This is a genomic window from Klebsiella terrigena (genome assembly GCF_012029655.1).
Taxonomy (GTDB): domain Bacteria; phylum Pseudomonadota; class Gammaproteobacteria; order Enterobacterales; family Enterobacteriaceae; genus Klebsiella; species Klebsiella terrigena.
The window spans coordinates 270,712-289,618 of sequence record NZ_CP050508.1 but is presented as its reverse complement, the minus strand read 5'-3'; the positions used below and the strand labels follow the sequence as shown (position 1 = coordinate 289,618).

At 62.2% G+C, this 18,907-nt stretch carries 20 protein-coding genes; 12 read left to right on the top strand and 8 right to left on the bottom strand.

Features of this window, described 5'->3' with window-relative positions; genetic code table 11:
- The first annotated feature begins 1 nt into the window (after window position 1).
- Genes HCK03_RS01300 through acpT form a run of 5 tightly spaced genes read left to right on the top strand, consistent with a single transcriptional unit; the run spans window position 2 to window position 4,169 of the window.
- Window positions 2-1,171: a beta-ketoacyl-[acyl-carrier-protein] synthase family protein gene (locus HCK03_RS01300; RefSeq protein WP_167691046.1), complete on the top strand. Its 1,170-nt coding sequence runs from the start codon at window positions 2-4 to the stop codon at window positions 1,169-1,171.
- Entirely contained in the window at window positions 1,168-1,644 is a 477-nt protein-coding gene (locus tag HCK03_RS01295; protein WP_143717606.1) for a hotdog family protein, read from the top strand. The genes HCK03_RS01300 and HCK03_RS01295 overlap by 4 nt, the downstream gene beginning before the upstream one ends.
- Window positions 1,641-2,372, top strand: a complete 732-nt coding sequence (locus HCK03_RS01290; protein WP_115191722.1) for a 3-ketoacyl-ACP reductase FabG2 — start codon at window positions 1,641-1,643, stop codon at window positions 2,370-2,372. Before HCK03_RS01295 ends, HCK03_RS01290 begins: the two co-directional genes overlap by 4 nt.
- The gene (locus tag HCK03_RS01285) at window positions 2,369-3,598 is read left to right on the top strand and encodes a beta-ketoacyl-ACP synthase (protein ID WP_041143082.1); all 1,230 of its coding nucleotides are present in this window, start codon (window positions 2,369-2,371) and stop codon (window positions 3,596-3,598) included. Before HCK03_RS01290 ends, HCK03_RS01285 begins: the two co-directional genes overlap by 4 nt.
- Window position 3,599: 1 nt before the next feature.
- A complete protein-coding gene (gene acpT / locus HCK03_RS01280) occupies window positions 3,600-4,169 on the top strand; it encodes a 4'-phosphopantetheinyl transferase AcpT (RefSeq protein ID WP_167691045.1) in 570 nt (189 codons plus the stop codon).
- Between the two features lies 1 nt (window position 4,170).
- Here acpT and arnF read toward each other — a convergent pair whose 3' ends face one another.
- The 8 genes from arnF to HCK03_RS01240 all read right to left on the bottom strand — a co-directional run bounded on the left by arnF (window position 4,171) and on the right by HCK03_RS01240 (window position 12,444).
- On the bottom strand, window positions 4,171-4,554 hold the full coding sequence (gene arnF, locus HCK03_RS01275) for a 4-amino-4-deoxy-L-arabinose-phosphoundecaprenol flippase subunit ArnF (RefSeq protein ID WP_134528056.1): 384 nt from the start codon (window positions 4,552-4,554) through the stop codon (window positions 4,171-4,173).
- Window positions 4,554-4,892 (bottom strand): 4-amino-4-deoxy-L-arabinose-phosphoundecaprenol flippase subunit ArnE, encoded by a 339-nt coding sequence (gene arnE, locus HCK03_RS01270; RefSeq protein ID WP_041143085.1) that lies wholly within the window; start codon window positions 4,890-4,892, stop codon window positions 4,554-4,556. The genes arnF and arnE overlap by 1 nt, the downstream gene beginning before the upstream one ends.
- Window positions 4,889-6,544, bottom strand: a complete 1,656-nt coding sequence (gene arnT, locus HCK03_RS01265; protein ID WP_123552487.1) for a lipid IV(A) 4-amino-4-deoxy-L-arabinosyltransferase — start codon at window positions 6,542-6,544, stop codon at window positions 4,889-4,891. The genes arnE and arnT overlap by 4 nt, the downstream gene beginning before the upstream one ends.
- A 5-nt stretch (window positions 6,545-6,549) precedes the next feature.
- On the bottom strand, window positions 6,550-7,443 hold the full coding sequence (arnD, locus tag HCK03_RS01260; protein ID WP_115191718.1) for a 4-deoxy-4-formamido-L-arabinose-phosphoundecaprenol deformylase: 894 nt from the start codon (window positions 7,441-7,443) through the stop codon (window positions 6,550-6,552).
- Window positions 7,440-9,425, bottom strand: a complete 1,986-nt coding sequence (arnA, locus tag HCK03_RS01255; RefSeq protein ID WP_167691044.1) for a bifunctional UDP-4-amino-4-deoxy-L-arabinose formyltransferase/UDP-glucuronic acid oxidase ArnA — start codon at window positions 9,423-9,425, stop codon at window positions 7,440-7,442. Before arnA ends, arnD begins: the two co-directional genes overlap by 4 nt.
- Complete coding sequence (gene arnC / locus HCK03_RS01250; RefSeq protein WP_041143089.1) at window positions 9,422-10,405, bottom strand: undecaprenyl-phosphate 4-deoxy-4-formamido-L-arabinose transferase; 984 nt, start codon at window positions 10,403-10,405, stop codon at window positions 9,422-9,424. Before arnC ends, arnA begins: the two co-directional genes overlap by 4 nt.
- Before the next feature lies 1 nt (window position 10,406).
- Window positions 10,407-11,546: a UDP-4-amino-4-deoxy-L-arabinose aminotransferase gene (gene arnB, locus HCK03_RS01245; RefSeq protein ID WP_041143090.1), complete on the bottom strand. Its 1,140-nt coding sequence runs from the start codon at window positions 11,544-11,546 to the stop codon at window positions 10,407-10,409.
- Between the two features lie 394 nt (window positions 11,547-11,940).
- Complete coding sequence (locus HCK03_RS01240) at window positions 11,941-12,444, bottom strand: phenolic acid decarboxylase (RefSeq protein WP_041143091.1); 504 nt, start codon at window positions 12,442-12,444, stop codon at window positions 11,941-11,943.
- A 99-nt stretch (window positions 12,445-12,543) separates the two neighbouring features.
- Here HCK03_RS01240 and HCK03_RS01235 point away from each other — a divergent pair, with 99 nt between their 5' ends.
- From HCK03_RS01235 to nikR, 7 genes are all read left to right on the top strand, one after another.
- The gene (locus HCK03_RS01235; RefSeq protein WP_115191716.1) at window positions 12,544-13,422 is read left to right on the top strand and encodes a LysR family transcriptional regulator; all 879 of its coding nucleotides are present in this window, start codon (window positions 12,544-12,546) and stop codon (window positions 13,420-13,422) included.
- A 105-nt stretch (window positions 13,423-13,527) separates the two neighbouring features.
- A complete protein-coding gene (nikA, locus tag HCK03_RS01230; RefSeq protein WP_167692381.1) occupies window positions 13,528-15,102 on the top strand; it encodes a nickel ABC transporter substrate-binding protein in 1,575 nt (524 codons plus the stop codon).
- Window positions 15,102-16,046: a nickel ABC transporter permease subunit NikB gene (gene nikB / locus HCK03_RS01225; protein WP_041143093.1), complete on the top strand. Its 945-nt coding sequence runs from the start codon at window positions 15,102-15,104 to the stop codon at window positions 16,044-16,046. Before nikA ends, nikB begins: the two co-directional genes overlap by 1 nt.
- The gene (nikC, locus tag HCK03_RS01220) at window positions 16,043-16,876 is read left to right on the top strand and encodes a nickel ABC transporter permease subunit NikC (RefSeq protein WP_115191715.1); all 834 of its coding nucleotides are present in this window, start codon (window positions 16,043-16,045) and stop codon (window positions 16,874-16,876) included. The genes nikB and nikC overlap by 4 nt, the downstream gene beginning before the upstream one ends.
- Window positions 16,876-17,640 (top strand): nickel import ATP-binding protein NikD, encoded by a 765-nt coding sequence (nikD, locus tag HCK03_RS01215; protein ID WP_167691043.1) that lies wholly within the window; start codon window positions 16,876-16,878, stop codon window positions 17,638-17,640. The genes nikC and nikD overlap by 1 nt, the downstream gene beginning before the upstream one ends.
- Window positions 17,637-18,428, top strand: a complete 792-nt coding sequence (gene nikE, locus HCK03_RS01210) for a nickel import ATP-binding protein NikE (RefSeq protein WP_167691042.1) — start codon at window positions 17,637-17,639, stop codon at window positions 18,426-18,428. Before nikD ends, nikE begins: the two co-directional genes overlap by 4 nt.
- Entirely contained in the window at window positions 18,416-18,832 is a 417-nt protein-coding gene (gene nikR, locus HCK03_RS01205; protein ID WP_167691041.1) for a nickel-responsive transcriptional regulator NikR, read from the top strand. Before nikE ends, nikR begins: the two co-directional genes overlap by 13 nt.
- Window positions 18,833-18,907: the final 75 nt, after the last annotated feature.

The window sequence follows — 18,907 nt, the reverse complement described above, 5'->3', positions numbered from 1 at the left end:
GATGATCTACATTTCCGCTGTCGGCATGATCAACGCGCTGGGCAACAGCCTCGACGAGATTGCCTGCAACCTGACGCGCGGCATCGCCCCCGGTATGCGCCCGCGCGCCGGCTGGCTGCAGGGGCAACCGCAGGCGATGCTCGGCGGCGTTGACGGCGAGCTGCCCGCCATCGGCGACGCGTTTGCCGCCCATCGCTCGCGTAACAATCAGCTGCTGCTGGCGGCGCTGGCGCAGATTCAACCGCAGGTGGACGACGCTATCGCCCGTTACGGCCGCGACCGGGTGGCGGTGGTGCTCGGCACCAGCACCTCCGGACTCGATGAGGGCGACAGGCACGTGGACTTGACCCTCAACGCGAAGGCGAGCGCGGCCTGGCACTACCCGCAGCAGGAGCTGGGCGATCCGTCGCGCTTTCTCAGCCACTGGCTGGATCTCGACGGCCCGGCCTTTACCCTCTCCACCGCCTGCTCCTCCAGCGCCCGCGCGATAATCAGCGGGCGGCGGCTGATCGAGGCCGGCCTCGCGGACGTGGCGATTGTCGGCGGCGCCGACTCCCTCAGCCGGATGCCGGTGAACGGCTTCCACAGCCTGGAGTCCCTCTCCCCGACGCTGTGCCAGCCCTTCGGCCGCGACCGGAGCGGAATTACGATCGGCGAAGGCGCAGGGCTGATGCTGCTGACCCGCGAGCCGCAGCCCATCGCCCTGCTCGGGGTGGGCGAATCCAGCGACGCGCACCATATTTCGGCCCCTCATCCGCAGGGCGAAGGGGCCATCCGCGCCATTCGCCAGGCGCTCGACGATGCCGGTCTCTCAGCCGAGGCGGTGGGCTACATCAACCTCCACGGCACCGCGACGCCGCTTAACGATCAGGTGGAGTCGCAGGTGGTGAGCGCGCTGTTTGGCGAGCAGGTGCCGTGCAGCTCCACCAAGCATCTGACCGGCCATACGCTGGGCGCGGCGGGGATCACCGAGGCGGCAATCGCCATGCTGATCCTGCAGCGCAGCCTGCCGCTGCCGGCTCAGGATTTCAGTCTTTCGCCGCGCGACCCGGCGCTGCCCGCCTGCGGCATCATCGATACCGCGCAGCCGCTCGCCCGTCCGACGATCCTGTCCAACTCGTTCGCCTTTGGCGGCAATAACGCCAGCATTCTGCTCGGGAGAGTTTTATGAACCACTATTTATCGCCCGGCGACTACCTGCCGCACGACGCGCCGATGCTGCTGCTGGAAGAGGTGCTGGAGGTCACTGACGAAACCGCCGCGTGCCGCGTTGCCGTCACCGGGCGCGGCGTGCTGGCACCGTTTCTTGACGCCGACGGTAACCTGCCCGGCTGGTTTGCGCTGGAGCTGATGGCGCAGACCGTCGGCGTCTGGTCGGGCTGGCATCGCCGCCAGCAGGGGCAGAGCACTATTGCGCTCGGCATGGTGCTCGGCGCGAGGGAGCTTATCTGCGCCGCGGGGATTCTGCCCGCCGGCCGGACGCTGACCATCAGCGTCAGCCTGCTCATGCAGGACGCGCGTTTTGGCAGCTTCGAGTGCGCCATCAGCGCCGGGGATGAGGCGCTGGCAACCGGCCGGGTGAATACCTTCCAGCCCACCGCCGAAGAGTTAACGACGCTTTTTAATCAGGGAGAGAAACCATGAGTCGCTCAGTATTAGTTACCGGTGCCAGCAAGGGCATTGGCCGCGCCATCGCCTGCCAGCTGGCGGCAGACGGTTTTACCGTCGGCGTTCATTACCATCGCGATGCCGAGGGCGCGCGGGAGACCCTCGAGACCCTGCAGGCCGCCGGCGGTGCCGGACGGGTACTGAGCTTTGATGTCGCCAACCGCGAGCAGTGCCGCGAGGTGCTGGAGCAGGATATCGCCGTCCACGGCCCGTGGTACGGCGTGGTAAATAACGCCGGGATCGCCCGCGACGGCGCCTTCCCGGCGCTCAGCGACGACGACTGGGATTGCGTCATCCACACCAACCTCGACAGCTTTTACAACGTCATTCAGCCGTGCATTATGCCGATGATCGGCGCCCGTCAAGGCGGGCGGATTATTACCCTGTCGTCCGTTTCCGGGGTGATGGGCAACCGCGGTCAGGTCAACTACAGCGCGGCGAAGGCGGGCATTATCGGCGCCACCAAGGCGCTGGCTATCGAGCTGGCGAAACGCAAAATCACCGTCAACTGCATTGCGCCGGGGCTGATTGATACCGGGATGATCGAGATGGAAGAGGCCGCGCAGAAAGAGGCGATGGCAATGATCCCGATGAAGCGTATGGGCCAGGCAGAGGAAGTGGCCGGGCTGGCCAGCTATTTAATGTCCGACATTGCGGGCTACGTCACCCGCCAGGTTATTTCCATCAATGGAGGTATGTTATGACACGTCGTGTCGTGATCACAGGGATGGGCGGCGTCACCGCCTTTGGGGAAAACTGGCAGGACGTTTCCACCAGGCTGCTCGCTTACGAGAACGCCGTGCGCAAGATGCCGGAGTGGCAAATCTACGACGGCCTGCACACCCTGCTCGGCGCGCCGATCGACGATTTCACCCTGCCGGAGCACTATACCCGCAAGCGTATTCGCGCCATGGGCCGGGTATCGCTGATGTCCACCCGCGCCAGCGAGCTGGCGCTGGAGCAGGCCGGCCTGATTGGCGAAGCGGTGCTGACGAACGGCGAAACCGGTATTGCCTACGGCTCGTCGACCGGCAGCACCGGCCCGGTGAGCGAGTTTGCTACCATGCTGACGGAAAAGCATACCAACAACATTACCGGCACCACCTACGTGCAGATGATGCCGCACACCACCGCGGTCAATACCGGGCTCTTCTTCGGCCTGCGCGGGCGGGTTATTCCCACCTCCAGCGCCTGCACCTCCGGCAGCCAGGCCATCGGCTACGCCTGGGAAGCCATTCGCCACGGCTATCAAACGGTAATGGTGGCCGGCGGCGCCGAAGAGCTCTGTCCGTCCGAAGCGGCGATCTTTGATACCCTGTTCGCCACCAGCCAGCGCAACGATGAGCCGAAAACCACCCCGTCGCCGTTCGACGAGCGTCGCGATGGCCTGGTGATTGGCGAAGGCGCCGGTACGCTTATCCTCGAAGAGCTGGAGCACGCCAAAGCGCGCGGCGCGACGATCTACGGCGAAATCGTCGGCTTTGCCACCAACTGCGACGCCGCGCATATCACCCAGCCGCAGCAGGAAACGATGCAAATCTGCATGGCGCAGGCGCTCAGCATGGCCGGTTTACGCGCCGAAGATATCGGCTATATTTCGGCCCACGGTACGGCAACCGATCGCGGCGATATTGCCGAAAGCCGGGCCAGCGCCGCCCTCTTCGGCAACCGCGTGCCGATCTCGTCCTTGAAAAGCTATTTTGGCCATACGCTGGGCGCCTGCGGGGCGCTGGAAGCCTGGATGAGCCTGCAGATGATGCGTGAAGGCTGGTTCGCCCCGACGCTCAACCTGCGCCAGCCGGATCCCCAGTGCGGCGAGCTCGACTACATCATGGGGGAAGCGCGCAGGATCGACTGTGAGTATCTGCAGAGCAATAACTTCGCCTTTGGCGGCATCAATACGTCCATCATCATTAAACGTTGGTCTTGATATGTATCGGCTTTTGCTGGGGAAAATTTCGACCTTAAGCACCCAGGCGCTACCGCCGGCGCTCTGCTCCCTTGCGCCGCAGGGCGCGCGCCGCGACGGCTGGCTGGCCGGCCGCGCGCTGCTGTCTCAGGCGGTGACGCCGCTGCCCGAGATTATCTACGCCGAACAGGGCAAGCCGGGGTTTGCTGACGGGACGCCGCTGTGGTTTAACCTCAGCCACAGCGGCGACGATATCGCGCTGCTGCTCAGCGACGAGGGCGAAGTGGGTTGCGATATTGAAGTCATTCGCCCGCGTGAAAACTGGCGTCGGATCGCCAATGCGGTGTTTAGCTCCGGCGAGCACGCCGAGGTGGAGGCCGAAAGCCCGGAAATGCAGCTGGCCGCGTTCTGGCGCATCTGGACGCGTAAAGAGGCAATCGTTAAGCAGCGCGGCGGCAGCGCCTGGCAGATCGCCAGCGTTGACAGCACCTTCCGCTCACGGCTGTCGGTCGGCCAGCTTCAGCTTGGCGACCTCAGCCTGGCGGTGTGCACGCCGACGCCGTTCGAGCTCAAGGTCGAACCGGCGGGCTAAGTCAGGCTTTGCGTTTCAGCGGCCAGAAGATGGTCAGCACGCCGGCGACGATAATCAGCACCCCCAGCAGCGAGCGCCAGCGGAAAGCCTCGTGCCAGCCGGGCAGCCAGATAGCGGCGGCCCATACCACAATGTAGCTCAGGCTCAGCAGGGCATAGGCTTTGGCGAGCGGCAGGCGGTGCAGCGCAAAGTACCAGCACACCATCGACAGCAGGTAGCCGCCCAGCCCCAGCGCCAGGCCGAAGGTGCCGGCCCGGAAATGGACAAGGTGGCCGATAAACGCGACCAGGTCGGTGAGCGGCGGCAGCTCGACCATCGCCCCGCGCAGCAGCAGCTGCGCGGCGCTGACCAGCCCGACGCTAAGCAGCGCCCAGATTAAGCCCATCAGACGCTACTCCCAAGAACCGCGATCCCGACGACAATCAAGCCAACACCCACCCAGTGGCGGCGCGCTACCGGCTCGTGCCAGACGCCCCACGCCGCGAGGGTGACCCAGACGAAGTTGAGGCTCAGCATCGGGTAGGCAATACTCACCGGGATCGCCTGCAGCACGCTCAGCCACAGCAGCATACCGCCGCCGAGCGCCAGCAGCGCCAGGCCCAGCCAGCCGAGAATATGCCGTCCGCGCCGCCCGGATTTAGACGGGCGGGTGGCCTGTTTCTGGCACAGCTGCCCGGCGCAGCTCAGCAGGCTGGCGAGCGCCAGGCAGATCCAGATACTCATTGCGGCAGATACTGGATAAACACAACCCGCCCTAACTCATAGGAGCTATCGGGTTTTGGTAGCGCCAGATCGTTCATGCTCTCCCCTTTGTCCATCAGCAGAACCAGCGATACCGGCCCCTGCTGACGATGCGTCGCCAGCCAGCTGACAAAATCACCCTCGCTGACGAAGCGGCCCTGCGCATCCGGCCAGTCGAGACCGTATTTTAGCTCACCCTGCTTATCGAACAGAATGATATCGTTACGCTTGAGCTCCCACGACAGGCCGCCGGCAATACCGACGTTATTGGTCAGCACGTAGCGGCTTGGCGCCAGCGACTCGCCGACGATATCAATCATAAACTGCGGCTGCTTGCTATCGATCACCCGGTCAGGGATGGCGAAACCCACCAGCAGCGCCAGCCCCAGCGGACAGCAGGCGGCGAGCGGCCAGCGCCGGGCGCTGTCCTTCATCGTCATCCAGCCCACCAGCGCCCAGGTCGCAAATATCAAGGCCGCCAGCAGGCACTTATACAGCTCAATCTTCGACCACACCGGATGGTGCATAAAGCTCCACGGCGAGACCGCCAGCACCGCCAGCAGGCCGACCAGGCCGAAGCCGATGTTGATCATCGCGTTGATGCGCAGCACCTTCGCCCCCGCTTTCGCCGCATCCAGCGCATAGCGGGCCATCAGGATCGCCAGCGGCCCAAAGCACGGCAGGATGTAGGTCGGCAGCTTGCCCTTGGCGATGCTGAAGAACAGCAGCGGCATCACCACCCAGCCCAGCAGGTACAGCGCGCCGCGGGCGTCGTCGCGCTCGGTCCAGCCGCGCTTCAGCGCCCCGGGCAGCAGCGCCAGCCACGGCAGGCTTCCGGCAATCAGGAACGGAATGTAGTACCAGAACGGCGCCTTATGCTGGGCGTCTTTCTCGGCAAAGCGCTGTATATGCTCTACCCAGAAGAAGTAGCGCCAGAAGTCCGGCTCGCGCTGGGCAATAGCCAGCCCCCACGGCAGCACCACCAGCACGCAGGCGACCACCGACAGCCAGCCCCAGGTCAGCACTTCACGCCAGCGTTTGCGCGCAATGACCCACGGCAGTACGCCCACCACCGGCACCGCCAGCGCGAGGAAGCCTTTGGTCATCACCCCCATCCCGCAGGCCACGCCCAGCAGGAGATAGCCAGCCATTTTTCCCCGCCGGGTCTGTGCCTGAGCGGCGCCCCAGAAGCTGCACATGGCGAGGGCCATCCACATGGTGATCATCGGGTCCAGCACCGCGTAGGTGCCGATACCGTAAACCAGCAGCGCGGTGAGGAACATCACGCCGGAGAGGATCGCTACCCGCTTGTCCCGCCAGATCCGCCACGCCAGCCAGGCCACCAGCAGCGCCGTCACGCTGATAGAGAATACCGCGCCAAAGCGAACGCCAAAATTGTTGTGGCCAAACAGCCACTGCCCGATGCTGTTAATCCAGTAGCCGGCAATCGGTTTTTCAAAGTAACGCAGCCCGAGGAAATGCGGCACCACCCAGTCGCCGGAGGAGAGCATTTCGCGGCTAATCTCCGCGTAGCGCGTCTCGTCAGGCTGCCAGAGCAGGCGAAAATTCAGCGGCAGTATGTAATACAGGGCAAAAAGCGCCAGCAGGGAGATACCATAACGAATGCTTTTCATACGTCCTAACTCAATAATTGTTCACGCCCAAGCCAGCCTTCCCGGCCGGCCAGTTCACCGCGGACCACCTTACCCGCCGGCAGCTCGCTAAAATCAGCGGGCAGCAGCTGGCTCAGCGGACAAAACTGAATCTCTTCCTGCGCCGCCATGGTCAGCAGCTCATCAAACTGCTGCGCAAACGCAATCCCTTCCACTTCGGCATGAATGGTATAGACCGGGACGCCCGCGTCGCGATGAATGCAGTCCAGCAGATAGCGGTTAAAGCCGCCGGTATCCACCGCGCTGCCGACCACCTCATCCCAGGTGGGAAGCGTTACCGGGATCTGCACGGTACCGAGCATCTCGTTGCCGAGCTGTGGCCGGAAGGGGCGGCTGCCGCGGCAGTCGCTGTTGTAGAGAAAATCGAAGGACTCTTTGGCTTTGATAACCCGCTGGTCGGCGCGCCAGCCGGCGACGGCGGAGCAGGTCACCGGGCGGCCAATAATCCGCTCCAGCTCCAGCAGCCCGCGCTCAACCTCCAGGGTCAGGCGCTCCTGCGGCCAGACGCCGCTCCATGCCTGCCAGCTGTAGTGATCCCAGGCGTGCAGGCCCACCTCATGGGCCTGTGCCGTCGCGCGCAGCACCTCTTCATTGCCCGCGCCGATGCGCCGTCCGGGCCAGGCGGTACCGGCCAGCAGGATATCCCAGCCGTACAGCGAGGCCGCCTTTGAGCGCAGCATCTTCCACAAAAACTTAGGTTTTATCAGGCGCCATAAATGGCGCCCCATATTGTCCGGCCCAACGCTAAAAAAGAAGCTCGCCTGAATCCCGTGCTGGCCCAGAAGGGTCAGCAGCCGCGGAACCCCGTCCCGCGTGCCGCGAAAGGTATCAACATCTATGCGTAAGCCGACCTGTTTCATGATGTCTTATCATCCGCCAGCTCAACGGTGCGCAGGAAGAAGTCGAGGGTATGCTCGACGGTCTCTTCCATCGGTACCGTCGGCGTCCAGCTCAGGCAGCGCTTCGCGTTGCGGATGCTCGGCTTACGGTGCTCGACGTCCTGATAACCTTTACCGTAGTAGTCGCTGCTTTCAACATCGCGGAAACCGGCGAACGGCGGGAAGTTGCCGCGCAGCGGATGGCGCTCGAAGCAATCCAGCAGCATCTCGGCCAGCTCTTTAATACTGGCTTCGTTGTCCGGGTTACCGATGTTGATAATCTGCCCGTCGCAGCGGCCGTCTTTGTTCTCGATAATGCGGAACAGCGCTTCAATACCGTCGCTGATATCGGTGAAGCAGCGCTTCTGCTTGCCGCCTTCGATAAGCTTAATCGGCGAGCCTTCAACCAGGTTGAGGATCAGCTGGGTAATGGCGCGGGAGCTGCCAATACGCGCGGCGTTGAGGTTATCCAGACGCGGTCCCATCCAGTTAAACGGACGGAACAGGGTGAAGCGCAGCGCGGCTTTGTCGCCGTAGGCCCAGATAACGCGGTCGAGCAGCTGCTTCGACACGGAATAGATCCAGCGCTGCTTGTTGATTGGCCCCACCACCAGGTTCGAGCTGTCTTCATCGAAGTTTTTATCGGTGCACATGCCGTACACTTCAGAGGTCGACGGGAAGATAATGCGCTTATCGTACTTGACGCAGTCGCGGATAATCTTCAGGTTCTCTTCGAAGTCCAGCTCGAACACGCGCAGCGGGTTACGGGTGTATTCGATAGGCGTAGCAATCGCCACCAGCGGCAGCACCACGTCGCATTTCTTGATGTGATACTCAATCCATTCCGAGTGAATGCTGATATCCCCTTCGACGAAGTGGAAGCGCGGATTCTCGAGGAAGCGGCTGATGGCATCAGAACCGATATCCAGCCCGTAGATTTCGTAATTATCGTCCTGCAGCAGGCGCTCGGTCAGATGGTTGCCGATAAACCCGTTAACGCCGAGGATCAGCACGCGGGTGCGGCGCTTAATTGCCACGACCGGTTTGCTGCTCAGCACCGCGCCGGAGACCAGGCCCAGGGCCTGCGCCAGCTGCGTGCCCTGAATATAGACGCCGCGATCGGTCTGACCGGTGACGATTTCCAGCGCTCCGTCCTGGCAGGCGACCACCAGCGGCGCGGTGGAGAGCACCGTCCCCGGCTTCGCTGCCGGCAGATCGCGACGGACGCGAGATTTCCAGACGATAAATTTGTTGGCGCCGGTGTAGCCGAACGCGCCCGGCCACGGATCGGAGACGGCGCGGACCAGGTTATGCAGGACCTGCGCGGGCTGCTCCCAGTCAAGGCGGCCATCCTCCGGCGTGCGGCGGCCAACGTAGGTCGCCTGGCTCTCATCCTGCGCGAGCGTGGCAATGTTACCTTCGCGGATCGCCGGCAGCGCCTGGCCCAGCAGCTCGGACGCCGCCGTGCACAGCCTGCGGTGCAGGGTCAGCGCCACGTCATCGGCCCCAATGGCCACCGACTGCTGAGCGACAATATCGCCGGCATCGGCGCGGCCGATCATGCGATGCAGGGTAACACCCGTTTCGCTCTCTCCGTTGACCAGCACCCAGTTCAGCGGCGCGCGGCCGCGATATTTCGGCAGCAGGGAGCCGTGCAGGTTAAAGGCGCCCTGCGGCGCAAGATTGAGGATCTCATCGCCCAGCAGATTGCGGTAGTAGAAGGAGAACAGGACGTCCGGCTTCATTTCGCGGATACGTTCAATCCACAGCGGGTGATTCACATCTTCTGGCGCCCATACCGGGATACCCTGTTCCGCAGCGAGACGCGCCACCGAACCAAAGAAATGGTTTTCGCCGGGGTTATCCGGATGGGTGAAAATAGCGGCGATGTCATACCCGGCGTCCAGCAGGGACTGAATACCTGCACAACCCATATCGTGATAAGCGAAGACTACGGCTTTCATGAACGATCTTCCTCTTGAGATGCCGTTTCCGGCTGGCGAACAACACGTTGAATAAAGTAGCGGGGGCGAGCGCGAACATCGTTATAGATGCGCCCGATATACTCCCCAAGCAGGCCCATGCCGACAAACTGGGCGCCGATAAACATAAACAGCACAGCAAAGAGCACGAACACCCCTTCGGCCGCCCACTGCGGACCCAGTACCAGGCGCAGGACGATCAGCAGGATCGAGAAGGTGAAGCCCAGCAGGGCGATCACGCTGCCGAAAACGCTGAGCAGACGCAGCGGCGTAGTGGTCAGGCAGGTCACCAGGTCGTACATCAGGTTAATCAGGCGCATAAAGCTGTATTTGGAGTCGCCGAACTCACGCTCGGCGTGCATCACCGGGATCTCCACCGCCCGGCGGGCAAAGGTGTTCGCGAGGATCGGGATAAACGTACTGCGCTCGTGGCAGTTGAGCATCGCGTCGATGATATGACGGCGATAGGCCCGCAGCATGCAGCCGTAGTCGCCCATCGCTTTACCGGTGGTGCGCTGGATCAGGCGGTTGATGGTCTTCGACGCGGCTTTGCGGAAGAAGGTGTCCTGGCGGTTCTGACGTACGGTTCCGACCACGTCATAGCCCTCGTCCGCTTTCTCGACCAGCCGCGGGATCTCCTCCGGCGGGTTTTGCAGGTCGGCATCGAGGGTAATAATCAGATCGCCGGTGACGTGGCTAAAGCCCGCCATGATCGCCGAGTGCTGGCCGTAGTTACGGTTCAGCAGCACCGCCACGACGTGGCTGCCTTCGGCTTCGGCCGCCGCCGTCAGCATGAGGGCGGAGTCATCGCTGCTGCCGTCGTCGACCAGCAGAATTTCATATTCGCGCCCAAGGGTGGCGCAGGCGGTATCCGTGCGGCGAATGAGCTCTGGCAAACTCTCCTGCTCGTTATACACAGGGATGACCACCGAGACCTTCTTCACGGGAGGGTAAGTAAACATATTAACGTCCTGACAGCTGGTGCAGAGCGGAGATAACGCGAGTGACGTCGTCATCGGTCATATCCGGGAACAGCGGGAGTGAACAAATGCGCGCGCTGTTCCATTCCGTGTTCGGCAATGACAGCGTCGGGAAGCGCTCGCGGTAATATTTTTGCGTATGCGCCGCGCGGAAATGCAGGCCGGTGCCGATCCCCATGGCTTTCAGCTGCTCCATTAAGGCATCGCGATTAATGCCGCAGAGGGCCTCATCGACGCGAATGATAAACAGGTGCCAGGCGTGCTGGTGCTCCCAGCTCGGCACCTGCAGCGGCGCGAACGGGGTATCCGCCAGCTCGCTCAGATAGCGGCGGGCGATGTCGGCGCGACGCTGGTTGGCGTGCGCCAGCTTATCCAGCTGCACCAGCGCCAGCGCGGCGTTGATGTCGGCGAGGTTGTACTTGAAGCCCGGGGAGATCACCTCCGCCTGCGGGGCGCGGCCGAGGGTCTGACGATCGTAAGCGTCAACGCCAAGGCCGTGGAACTTGAGGCTACGGATACGCGCAGCCAGCTCGTCGTCATCGGTGACGACCAGCCCGCCTTCGGCGCAGGTCATATTTTTAATGGCGTGGAAGGAGAAGATTGCGGTACCGCGGCTGCCGACGTGGCGGCCCTTGTAGTACGTCCCCGCCGCGTGGGCGGCATCTTCAATCACCGCGATGCCGTGGCGCTCGCCGACGGCGCGAATCGCGTCGATATCCGCCGGCGCGCCGGCGTAATGCACGGGAACGATAGCCCTGGTGCGGGGAGTAATCGCCGCTTCGACCGCGTCAGCGGTAATCATCAGGTTATCGCGATCGACGTCGATCATCACCGGCGTCGCGCCCAGCAGGCAGATCATGTTCAGGGTCGAGACCCAGGTCTGTGAAGGGGTGATCACCTCATCGCCGGCGCCGATGCCCAGCGCCATCAGCGTCACGTGCATGCCGCCGGTCGCCGAGCTGACCGCCACCGCGTGACGGTTGCCGGTCAGCGTGCAGAAGGCCTCTTCCAGCGCCTGATTTTTCGGCCCGGTGGTGATCCAACCTGATTGCAAAACTTCACGCAGCGCGGCCAGCTCTGCGTCACCCATAGACGGGCGCGAAAACGGCAAAAATTCGCTCATCATTTTCCTGCTCTGTATTTGGCCCGATCCAACTCAGGCCGGTAGAAAAAAATATCCTGCGCCAGCGGACTTAAACAAAATGAAAATGAAATTCTTTCAATGCCACATTTCCATTGCAGGGTATTTGACGTTATTTAATTTAGACGGGGTTGCTTAGGATAATATTAAGAAATTAATATAGTTGGCAATCGTCAATACAACCAGTTGTTTTATAAATAAGTTTATTAACTGCGATGGCTATTTTGAGAGCGGGATTCGGCTCCTGTCCCAGGGCAGGCCAGGAGCACGGGGTGGTAAAGTAAACCAACATTAAACCGTTAAAGAATAAATATAACTTTACGCTATGCTACTAACGCTAAAATCTAATGTAGATCACAAAATTATTTCCGGAATATTACAAGTTTGCAGGGAAATCAGCCGGTAATTGATTAGCGGGACAATTAATAACAGCGTCATTATTGGCGCCGCAGTCGCGAACAAAGGTAATTGTCGCAAACTCATCAATCACTTCCGTCGGATAGGCCGGGCCGGCGGCGCGGTAAGACTCCATCAGCGGAATATGCTCATTCTGGAAGCAGACGGTTTTTTGCGGATCGTTGATAACCCAGCGCGGAAAGAAGATGGTGCCGTGAAACAGCCGATCGCCGAGATTAACGATCAGGCTGACGTCGGTTCCGGTTGGTTCGGTCCACGAGATTTTATAGATGCTGGCGCCCACTCGTACGATAAAGGCCTGCTGATCTTTCACCCACCGGTTGCCGACGATCCCGCTATGAATACGGTAGTCGAGGGTGTGGCCATTTTTGACGTAAATTTCGTAGTTCCACCCGTTATCGTAGGTATAAACCAGATGTTTGCCGATAAAACCGCTCAAATCGTGTTTGTCAAAAGCGTTCATTGTGCTTGCTCCTCTGTTGTTGGAACCCAGCGTACTGCTTTAAAAAATGAATGAATAACGCTATGTTTGGATTGAATCCATCCACTTTTTAGATGAGTTATGCACAAGACAACGCTCGAACAATGGGCTCTGCTGGAGAAGGTTATCGCCCTGGGCAGCTTCGCCAGGGCCGCGGAGGAGACCCATCGCAGCCAGTCGTCGGTCAGCTACAACCTCGCCCTGCTGCAGGAGAGGCTGGGGGTGACGCTGCTGACGCCATCCGGACGCCGCGCGGTATTAACGCCTGCGGGCGAGCTGCTGCTCGCCCAGGTTAAGCCGCTGCTGCAGGCCTTTTACTACGTTGAAAATCACGCTGTTGCGCTGCGCAACGGCGCACGCAGCAGGCTCGATCTGGTGGTCGACAGCATTTTTCCTCGCCAGCGGCTGTTTGCTATTCTGCGCCAGTTCCAGCAGCGCTACCCGCAAACCCAGGTCAGGCTAACGGAGGTGCTGGAAAACGTCGGCGACGAGAGCGCGGCGCACAGCGAGGCTGACGTGATGGTGCTCACCCGCCGCCAGGATATTACCGGCCGCGGCGAGTGGCTGATGAACATCGATTTTATCGCCGTGGCCCACCGGGGCCATCCGCTTGCCGCCCTCGACGGGCCGCTGGACGATAGCGCCCTCGCCCGCTGGCCGCTGGTGCAAATCGCCGATCGCCACAACGAGCGCCAGCCGGGCCGCGACGCGTGGACCTTCTCCACCATTGATGCCGCGATTGACGCCGTGCTGTATCAGGTCGGTTTCGGCTGGCTACCCGAAGAGCGCATTCGCCAACAGCTCGCCCAGGGGGAGCTGAAGCCGCTGCCGCTGAGCCACGGCGCCCGCCGCGCGACCCCGCTGCACCTGATCGTTAAGCGCGATGTCGCCCCCATTGATGAACAGCTCGCCACGCTGCTGGATCTCTTCAGGCACCCTGATGGCACCGCGTCTATATGATTTTCTTATACTATCGGGCCATTGATTGATCTGAGTTACTCCTAAAGTATGATGAATTATTAAAATCATCATACTTTTCTGCTCACTGAGATTACCGCCTTGTCGATCCTCCGTACCCTCTTCCGCCCCCTTCTGACGGCGGTTTGCCTCTGTCTGCCTCTGCTAACCGGCGCCGCCGCGCGTGAATTAGTCACCGCCTGGCCGGTAAACGTCGGCCCCCTGAATCCCCACCTCTATACGCCCAACCAGATGTTCGCCCAAAGCATGGTCTACGAGCCGCTGGTCAAATATCAGCAGGATGGCTCGGTCAAGCCGTGGCTGGCGAGCCGCTGGACCCACTCCGCGGACGGCAAGGTCTGGCTGTTTACCCTGCGCAGTGACGTGCAGTTCTCTAACGGCGAGCCGTTTAACGCCCAGGCGGCGGTAGCCAATTTTCAGGCGGTGCTGGCGAACAGGCAGCGCCACGCCTGGCTCGAGCTGACCAATCAGATTAGCGATGTCAGGGCGCTGAGCGATACCCGGCTGCAAATTACCCTGAAAAGCGCCTACTACCCTTTTCTGCAGGAGCTGGCGCTGCCGCGTCCGTTCCGCTTTATCGCCCCGTCACAGTTTGTTGACGGCGGCACCGTTCACGGCATTAAGGCGCCCATCGGCACCGGGCCGTGGGTGCTGAAAACCACGAAGCTCAACCAGTTTGACGTGCTGGCGCGTAACCCACGCTACTGGGGCGAAAAACCGGCGATTGACCAGGTGACCGTGAAGGTGATCCCGGATCCGATGACCCGCGCCGTCGCCTTTGAAACCGGCGATATCGATCTGCTCTACGGCAACGAGGGCCTGCTGCCGCTGGATACCTTCGCGCGTTTCAGCCACAACCCGGCCTGGCGCACCCAGCTTTCTCAGCCCGTCGAAACGGTGATGCTGGCGCTTAACTCTGCCAAAGCGCCCACCAATGAGCTGGCGGTGCGGGAAGCGCTCAACTATGCGGTCAACAAAAAGTCGCTGATCGACAACGCGCTGTACGGCACCCAGCAGGTCGCCGATACGCTGTTCGCCCCTTCGGTGCCCTATGCCAATATCGGACTGACCCCGCGCCGCTACGATCCGCAGAAGGCTAACGCCCTGCTGGAGAACGCCGGCTGGCTGAAGCCCGCGGGCGAGCAGATCCGCCGGAAAAATGGCCAGCCGCTGCGCATCGAGATGTCGTTTATCGGCACCGACGCTCTGAGCAAATCCATGGCGGAAATTATGCAGGCCGATATGCGCCAGGTTGGCGTCGATGTCGTGCTGAACGGCGAAGAAGAGAGCAGCATTTATGCCCGCCAGCGCGACGGGCGCTTCGGCATGATTTTTAACCGCACCTGGGGCGCGCCGTACGATCCGCACGCCTTTATGAGCTCAATGCGCGTCCCCTCTCACGCCGACTATCAGGCCCAGCAGGGGTTAGCCGATAAGGCGCTTATCGACCAGCAGATTGGCAAGGTGCTGACGACCACCGACGAAACCCAGCGCCAGGCGCTGTATCGCGACATCCTGACCCGCCTGCACAACGATGCGGTCTATCTGCCCATCAGCTACGTCTCGATGATGGTGGTGGCAAAACCCGAGCTCGGTACGATCCCCTACGCTGCCATCGCCGCTGAGATTCCGTTCGAACAGATCCGGCCGGAGCAGCCCTGATGCGGCGCTACGTACTGCGGCGCATCCTGCTGCTGATACCGATGATTTTCGCCGCCTCGGTCATTATCTTTCTCATGCTGCGTCTTGGCACCGGCGACCCGGCGCTGGACTATCTGCGCCTGTCAAATCTTCCGCCGACGCCGGAGATGGTGGCCTCCACCCGCGCGATGCTCGGACTTGACCAGCCGCTCGTCGCCCAGTACGCCAGCTGGCTGTGGAAGGCGCTGCATCTCGATTTTGGCCTCTCCTTCGCCACCCAGCGGCCGGTGCTCGACGACGTGATGCACTTCCTGCCCGCCACGCTGCAGCTGGCGGGCGCGGCGCTGGTTATTATCCTGCTGACCTCCGTGCCGCTGGGGATTTGGGCCGCCCGCCATCGCGACCGCCCGGCGGATTTCATCGTGCGGGCGATCGCCTTTCTCGGCGTCTCGATGCCCAACTTCTGGCTCGCCTTCCTGCTGGTGATGCTTTTTTCGGTCTATTTGCAGTGGCTGCCGGCGCTGGGCTACGGCGGCTGGCGACACCTTATTCTGCCCGCAGCGTCGATAGCCCTGATGTCGCTGGCCATTAACGCCCGCCTGCTGCGCGCCAGCATGCTGGAGGTTGCCGGCCAGCGCCACGTCACCTGGGCGCGGCTGCGCGGGCTGAGCGACAGGCAAACCGAACGCCGCCATATCCTGCGCAACGCCTCGCTGCCCGTGGTGACCGCTATCGGGATGCATATTGCCGAGCTGATTGGCGGCACGATGATTATCGAAAATATCTTTGCCTGGCCGGGCATCGGGCGCTACGCGGTGTCGGCCATCTTTAACCGCGACTACCCGGTTATCCAGTGCTTCACGCTGGTGATGGTGGTGGTGTTTGCGCTCTGCAACCTGACGGTTGACCTGCTCAACGCCGCGCTGGACCCGCGTATTCGCCGCCATGAAGGAGCGCGCCCGTGAACCTTTTTCTTTCTGCCCGCTGGCCGGTTCGCCTGGCGCTGATCGCCATTATCCTGCTGGTGCTGATCGCCCTCACCGCCCAGTGGTGGCTGCCCTACGACCCGCAGGCCGTTGATTTACCGTCACGCCTGCTCTCGCCGGACGCCCGGCACTGGCTGGGAACCGATCATCTGGGACGCGATATTTTTTCCCGCCTGCTGGCCGCCACGCGGGTTTCTCTCGGCGCGGTGCTGGCCTGCCTGCTGCTGGTGCTGGCGCTGGGGCTGGTCATCGGCGGCTGCGCCGGGCTGATGGGCGGCCGGGTCGATCAGCTCACCATGCGGGTTGCCGATATGTTTATGACCTTCCCGACCTCTATCCTGTCGTTTTTCATGGTGGGCGTACTGGGTACCGGGCTGACTAACGTGATTATCGCCATCGCCCTGTCGCACTGGGCATGGTACGCGCGGATGGTGCGCAGCCTGACGATTTCGCTACGCCAGCGCGAGTTTGTGCTCGCCTCCCGGCTTTGCGGGGCGGGGCATGTCCGCGTCTTTGTCGATCATCTGGCGGGGGCGGTGGTGCCGTCGCTGCTGGTGCTCGCCACCCTCGATATCGGCCATATGATGCTGCACGTCGCCGGAATGTCGTTCCTTGGCCTCGGCGTCAGCGCGCCAACCGCCGAGTGGGGAGTGATGATTAACGATGCGCGCCAGTATATCTGGACCCAGCCGCTGCAGATGCTGTGGCCGGGCCTGGCGCTGTTTATCAGCGTGATGGCCTTTAACCTGGTGGGCGACGCGCTGCGCGATCGTCTCGATCCTCACCTGATCGCGGAGCATAGCCACTGATGCCACAGAAGATCGAGCTTGAGCAGTTCACCCTCCACGCCGAGCGGCCGCTGGTCCACGATCTGTCGCTGACGCTGCGGCGCGGCCGGGTGCTGGCGCTGCTCGGCAGCAGCGGCTGCGGAAAATCGCTGACCTGCGCCGCGGCCCTTGAGGTTCTGCCGCCCGGCGTCAGGCAGAGCGCCGGGCGCATCCTGCTCGACGGAATACCGGTCCACGGCAGGCAGCTACGCGGCGCCACCGTCGCCACCATCATGCAGAATCCTCGCAGCGCCTTTAACCCGCTGCACACCATGGCGGCTCACGCCAGGGAAACCTGCCGCGCCGTCGGCCGGCCTCCGGATGAGTCGGCATTTATCGCCGCCCTGCAGGCGGTGGGGCTGGAGAACCCCGCCCAGCTGCTCAGGCGCTACCCCTTCGAGATGAGCGGCGGCATGCTGCAGCGGATGATGATTGCCCTGGCCGTGCTGAGCGAGGCGCCGTTTATCTTTGCCGATGAGCCCACCACCGACCTCGATGCCGTCGCCCAGGCGCGCATTCTTGACCTGCTGGAGGAGATCGTCACCAGCCGCGGCCAGGGCCTGCTGCTGATCACGCACGATATGGGCGTGGTGGCACGGCTGGCGCACGAGGTCGCGGTGATGGACGAGGGTCGTATCGTCGAGCGCTGCGACGTGGCAACCCTGTTCAGCGCCCCGCGGCATCCGGTCAGCCGACGGTTGCTGGCAGCGCACCTGGCGCTGTATGGAATGGAGAGCAGAGCGTGAATTTACTTAACGTCACTGGCGTCAGCCACGACTACCCGCATCACCCGGCGGTGCTGCAGCAGATCAACCTCAGCATCGCGCCGGGGGAGACGGTGGCCCTGCTCGGGCGCAGCGGCTGCGGCAAAAGCACCCTCGCGCGCATGCTGGTGGGGCTGGAATCACCCGATAGCGGCGTTATCGCCTGGCGCGATACCCCGCTCCCGGCCATGAAGGACGAGGCTCTGCGCACCTTTCGCCGCGATATCCAGCTGGTTTTTCAGGACCCGCTGAGCGCGGTGAATCCGCGCAAAACGGTGCTGGAGATTATCAGCGAACCGCTGCGCCACCTGTTCCGCTACTCCCGCGATGAGCGCACGGCGCAGGTGAAGGCGATGCTGCAGGCGGTCGATCTCTGCGCTGACCTGCTCCACAAGCGCCCGCTGCAGCTCAGCGGCGGCCAGCTCCAGCGCGTGTGCCTGGCCCGGGCGCTGGTGGTGCGTCCGCAGCTGCTGATCCTTGATGAGGCGGTGTCGAATCTGGATCTCGTGCTGCAGGCGGAGATCGTTGCCCTCCTCAAGCGTCTGCAGGTCCAGTTTTCTACCGCCTGCCTGTTTATCACCCATGACCTGCGGCTGGTGGAACGCTTTTGCCAGCGGGTGATGGTGATGGAGAGCGGGCAAATTGTTGAAACGACGGAGATAAGCTCACCGCTGCGTCTTCAGTCCACCGCGGGTCGGGCGCTACAGCGCGCGGTACTTCCCGCTTTTCCAGCCTCCCTGACCAAAGAGAAACAGCCATGCAGCGCGTAACCCTGACCCTTGATGATGAGCTTCTCGCCACCCTTGATGCGCTCAGCGAACAGCGGGGCTATAACAACCGCTCGGAAGCGGTGCGCGATATTTTGCGCAACACCCTGATGCATGAACACGCGCAAAAGAGCGAACAGCGCGGCTACGCGGTGCTCTCCTACGTGTACGAGCACGAGAAGCGCGAGCTGGCGAGCCGGTTGATTGCCACCCAGCACCATCACCACGATCTCTCCGTCGCCACGCTGCATGTGCACATCAGCCACGCTGACTGCCTCGAGATTGCGGTACTGAAAGGGGAAATGGGCGAAGTGCAGCACTTCGCCGATGAGGTGATTGCCCAGCGCGGCGTGCGTCACGGGCATTTGCACTGCCTGACCGCGGAGGAGGAGCACGCCCACTCCTAGCCTCGCGTTCGGCGGGAACGCAACGGCGGATCGGTAAACAAAACCGCCGCCGTTTATCAACAGTTGATAAACATG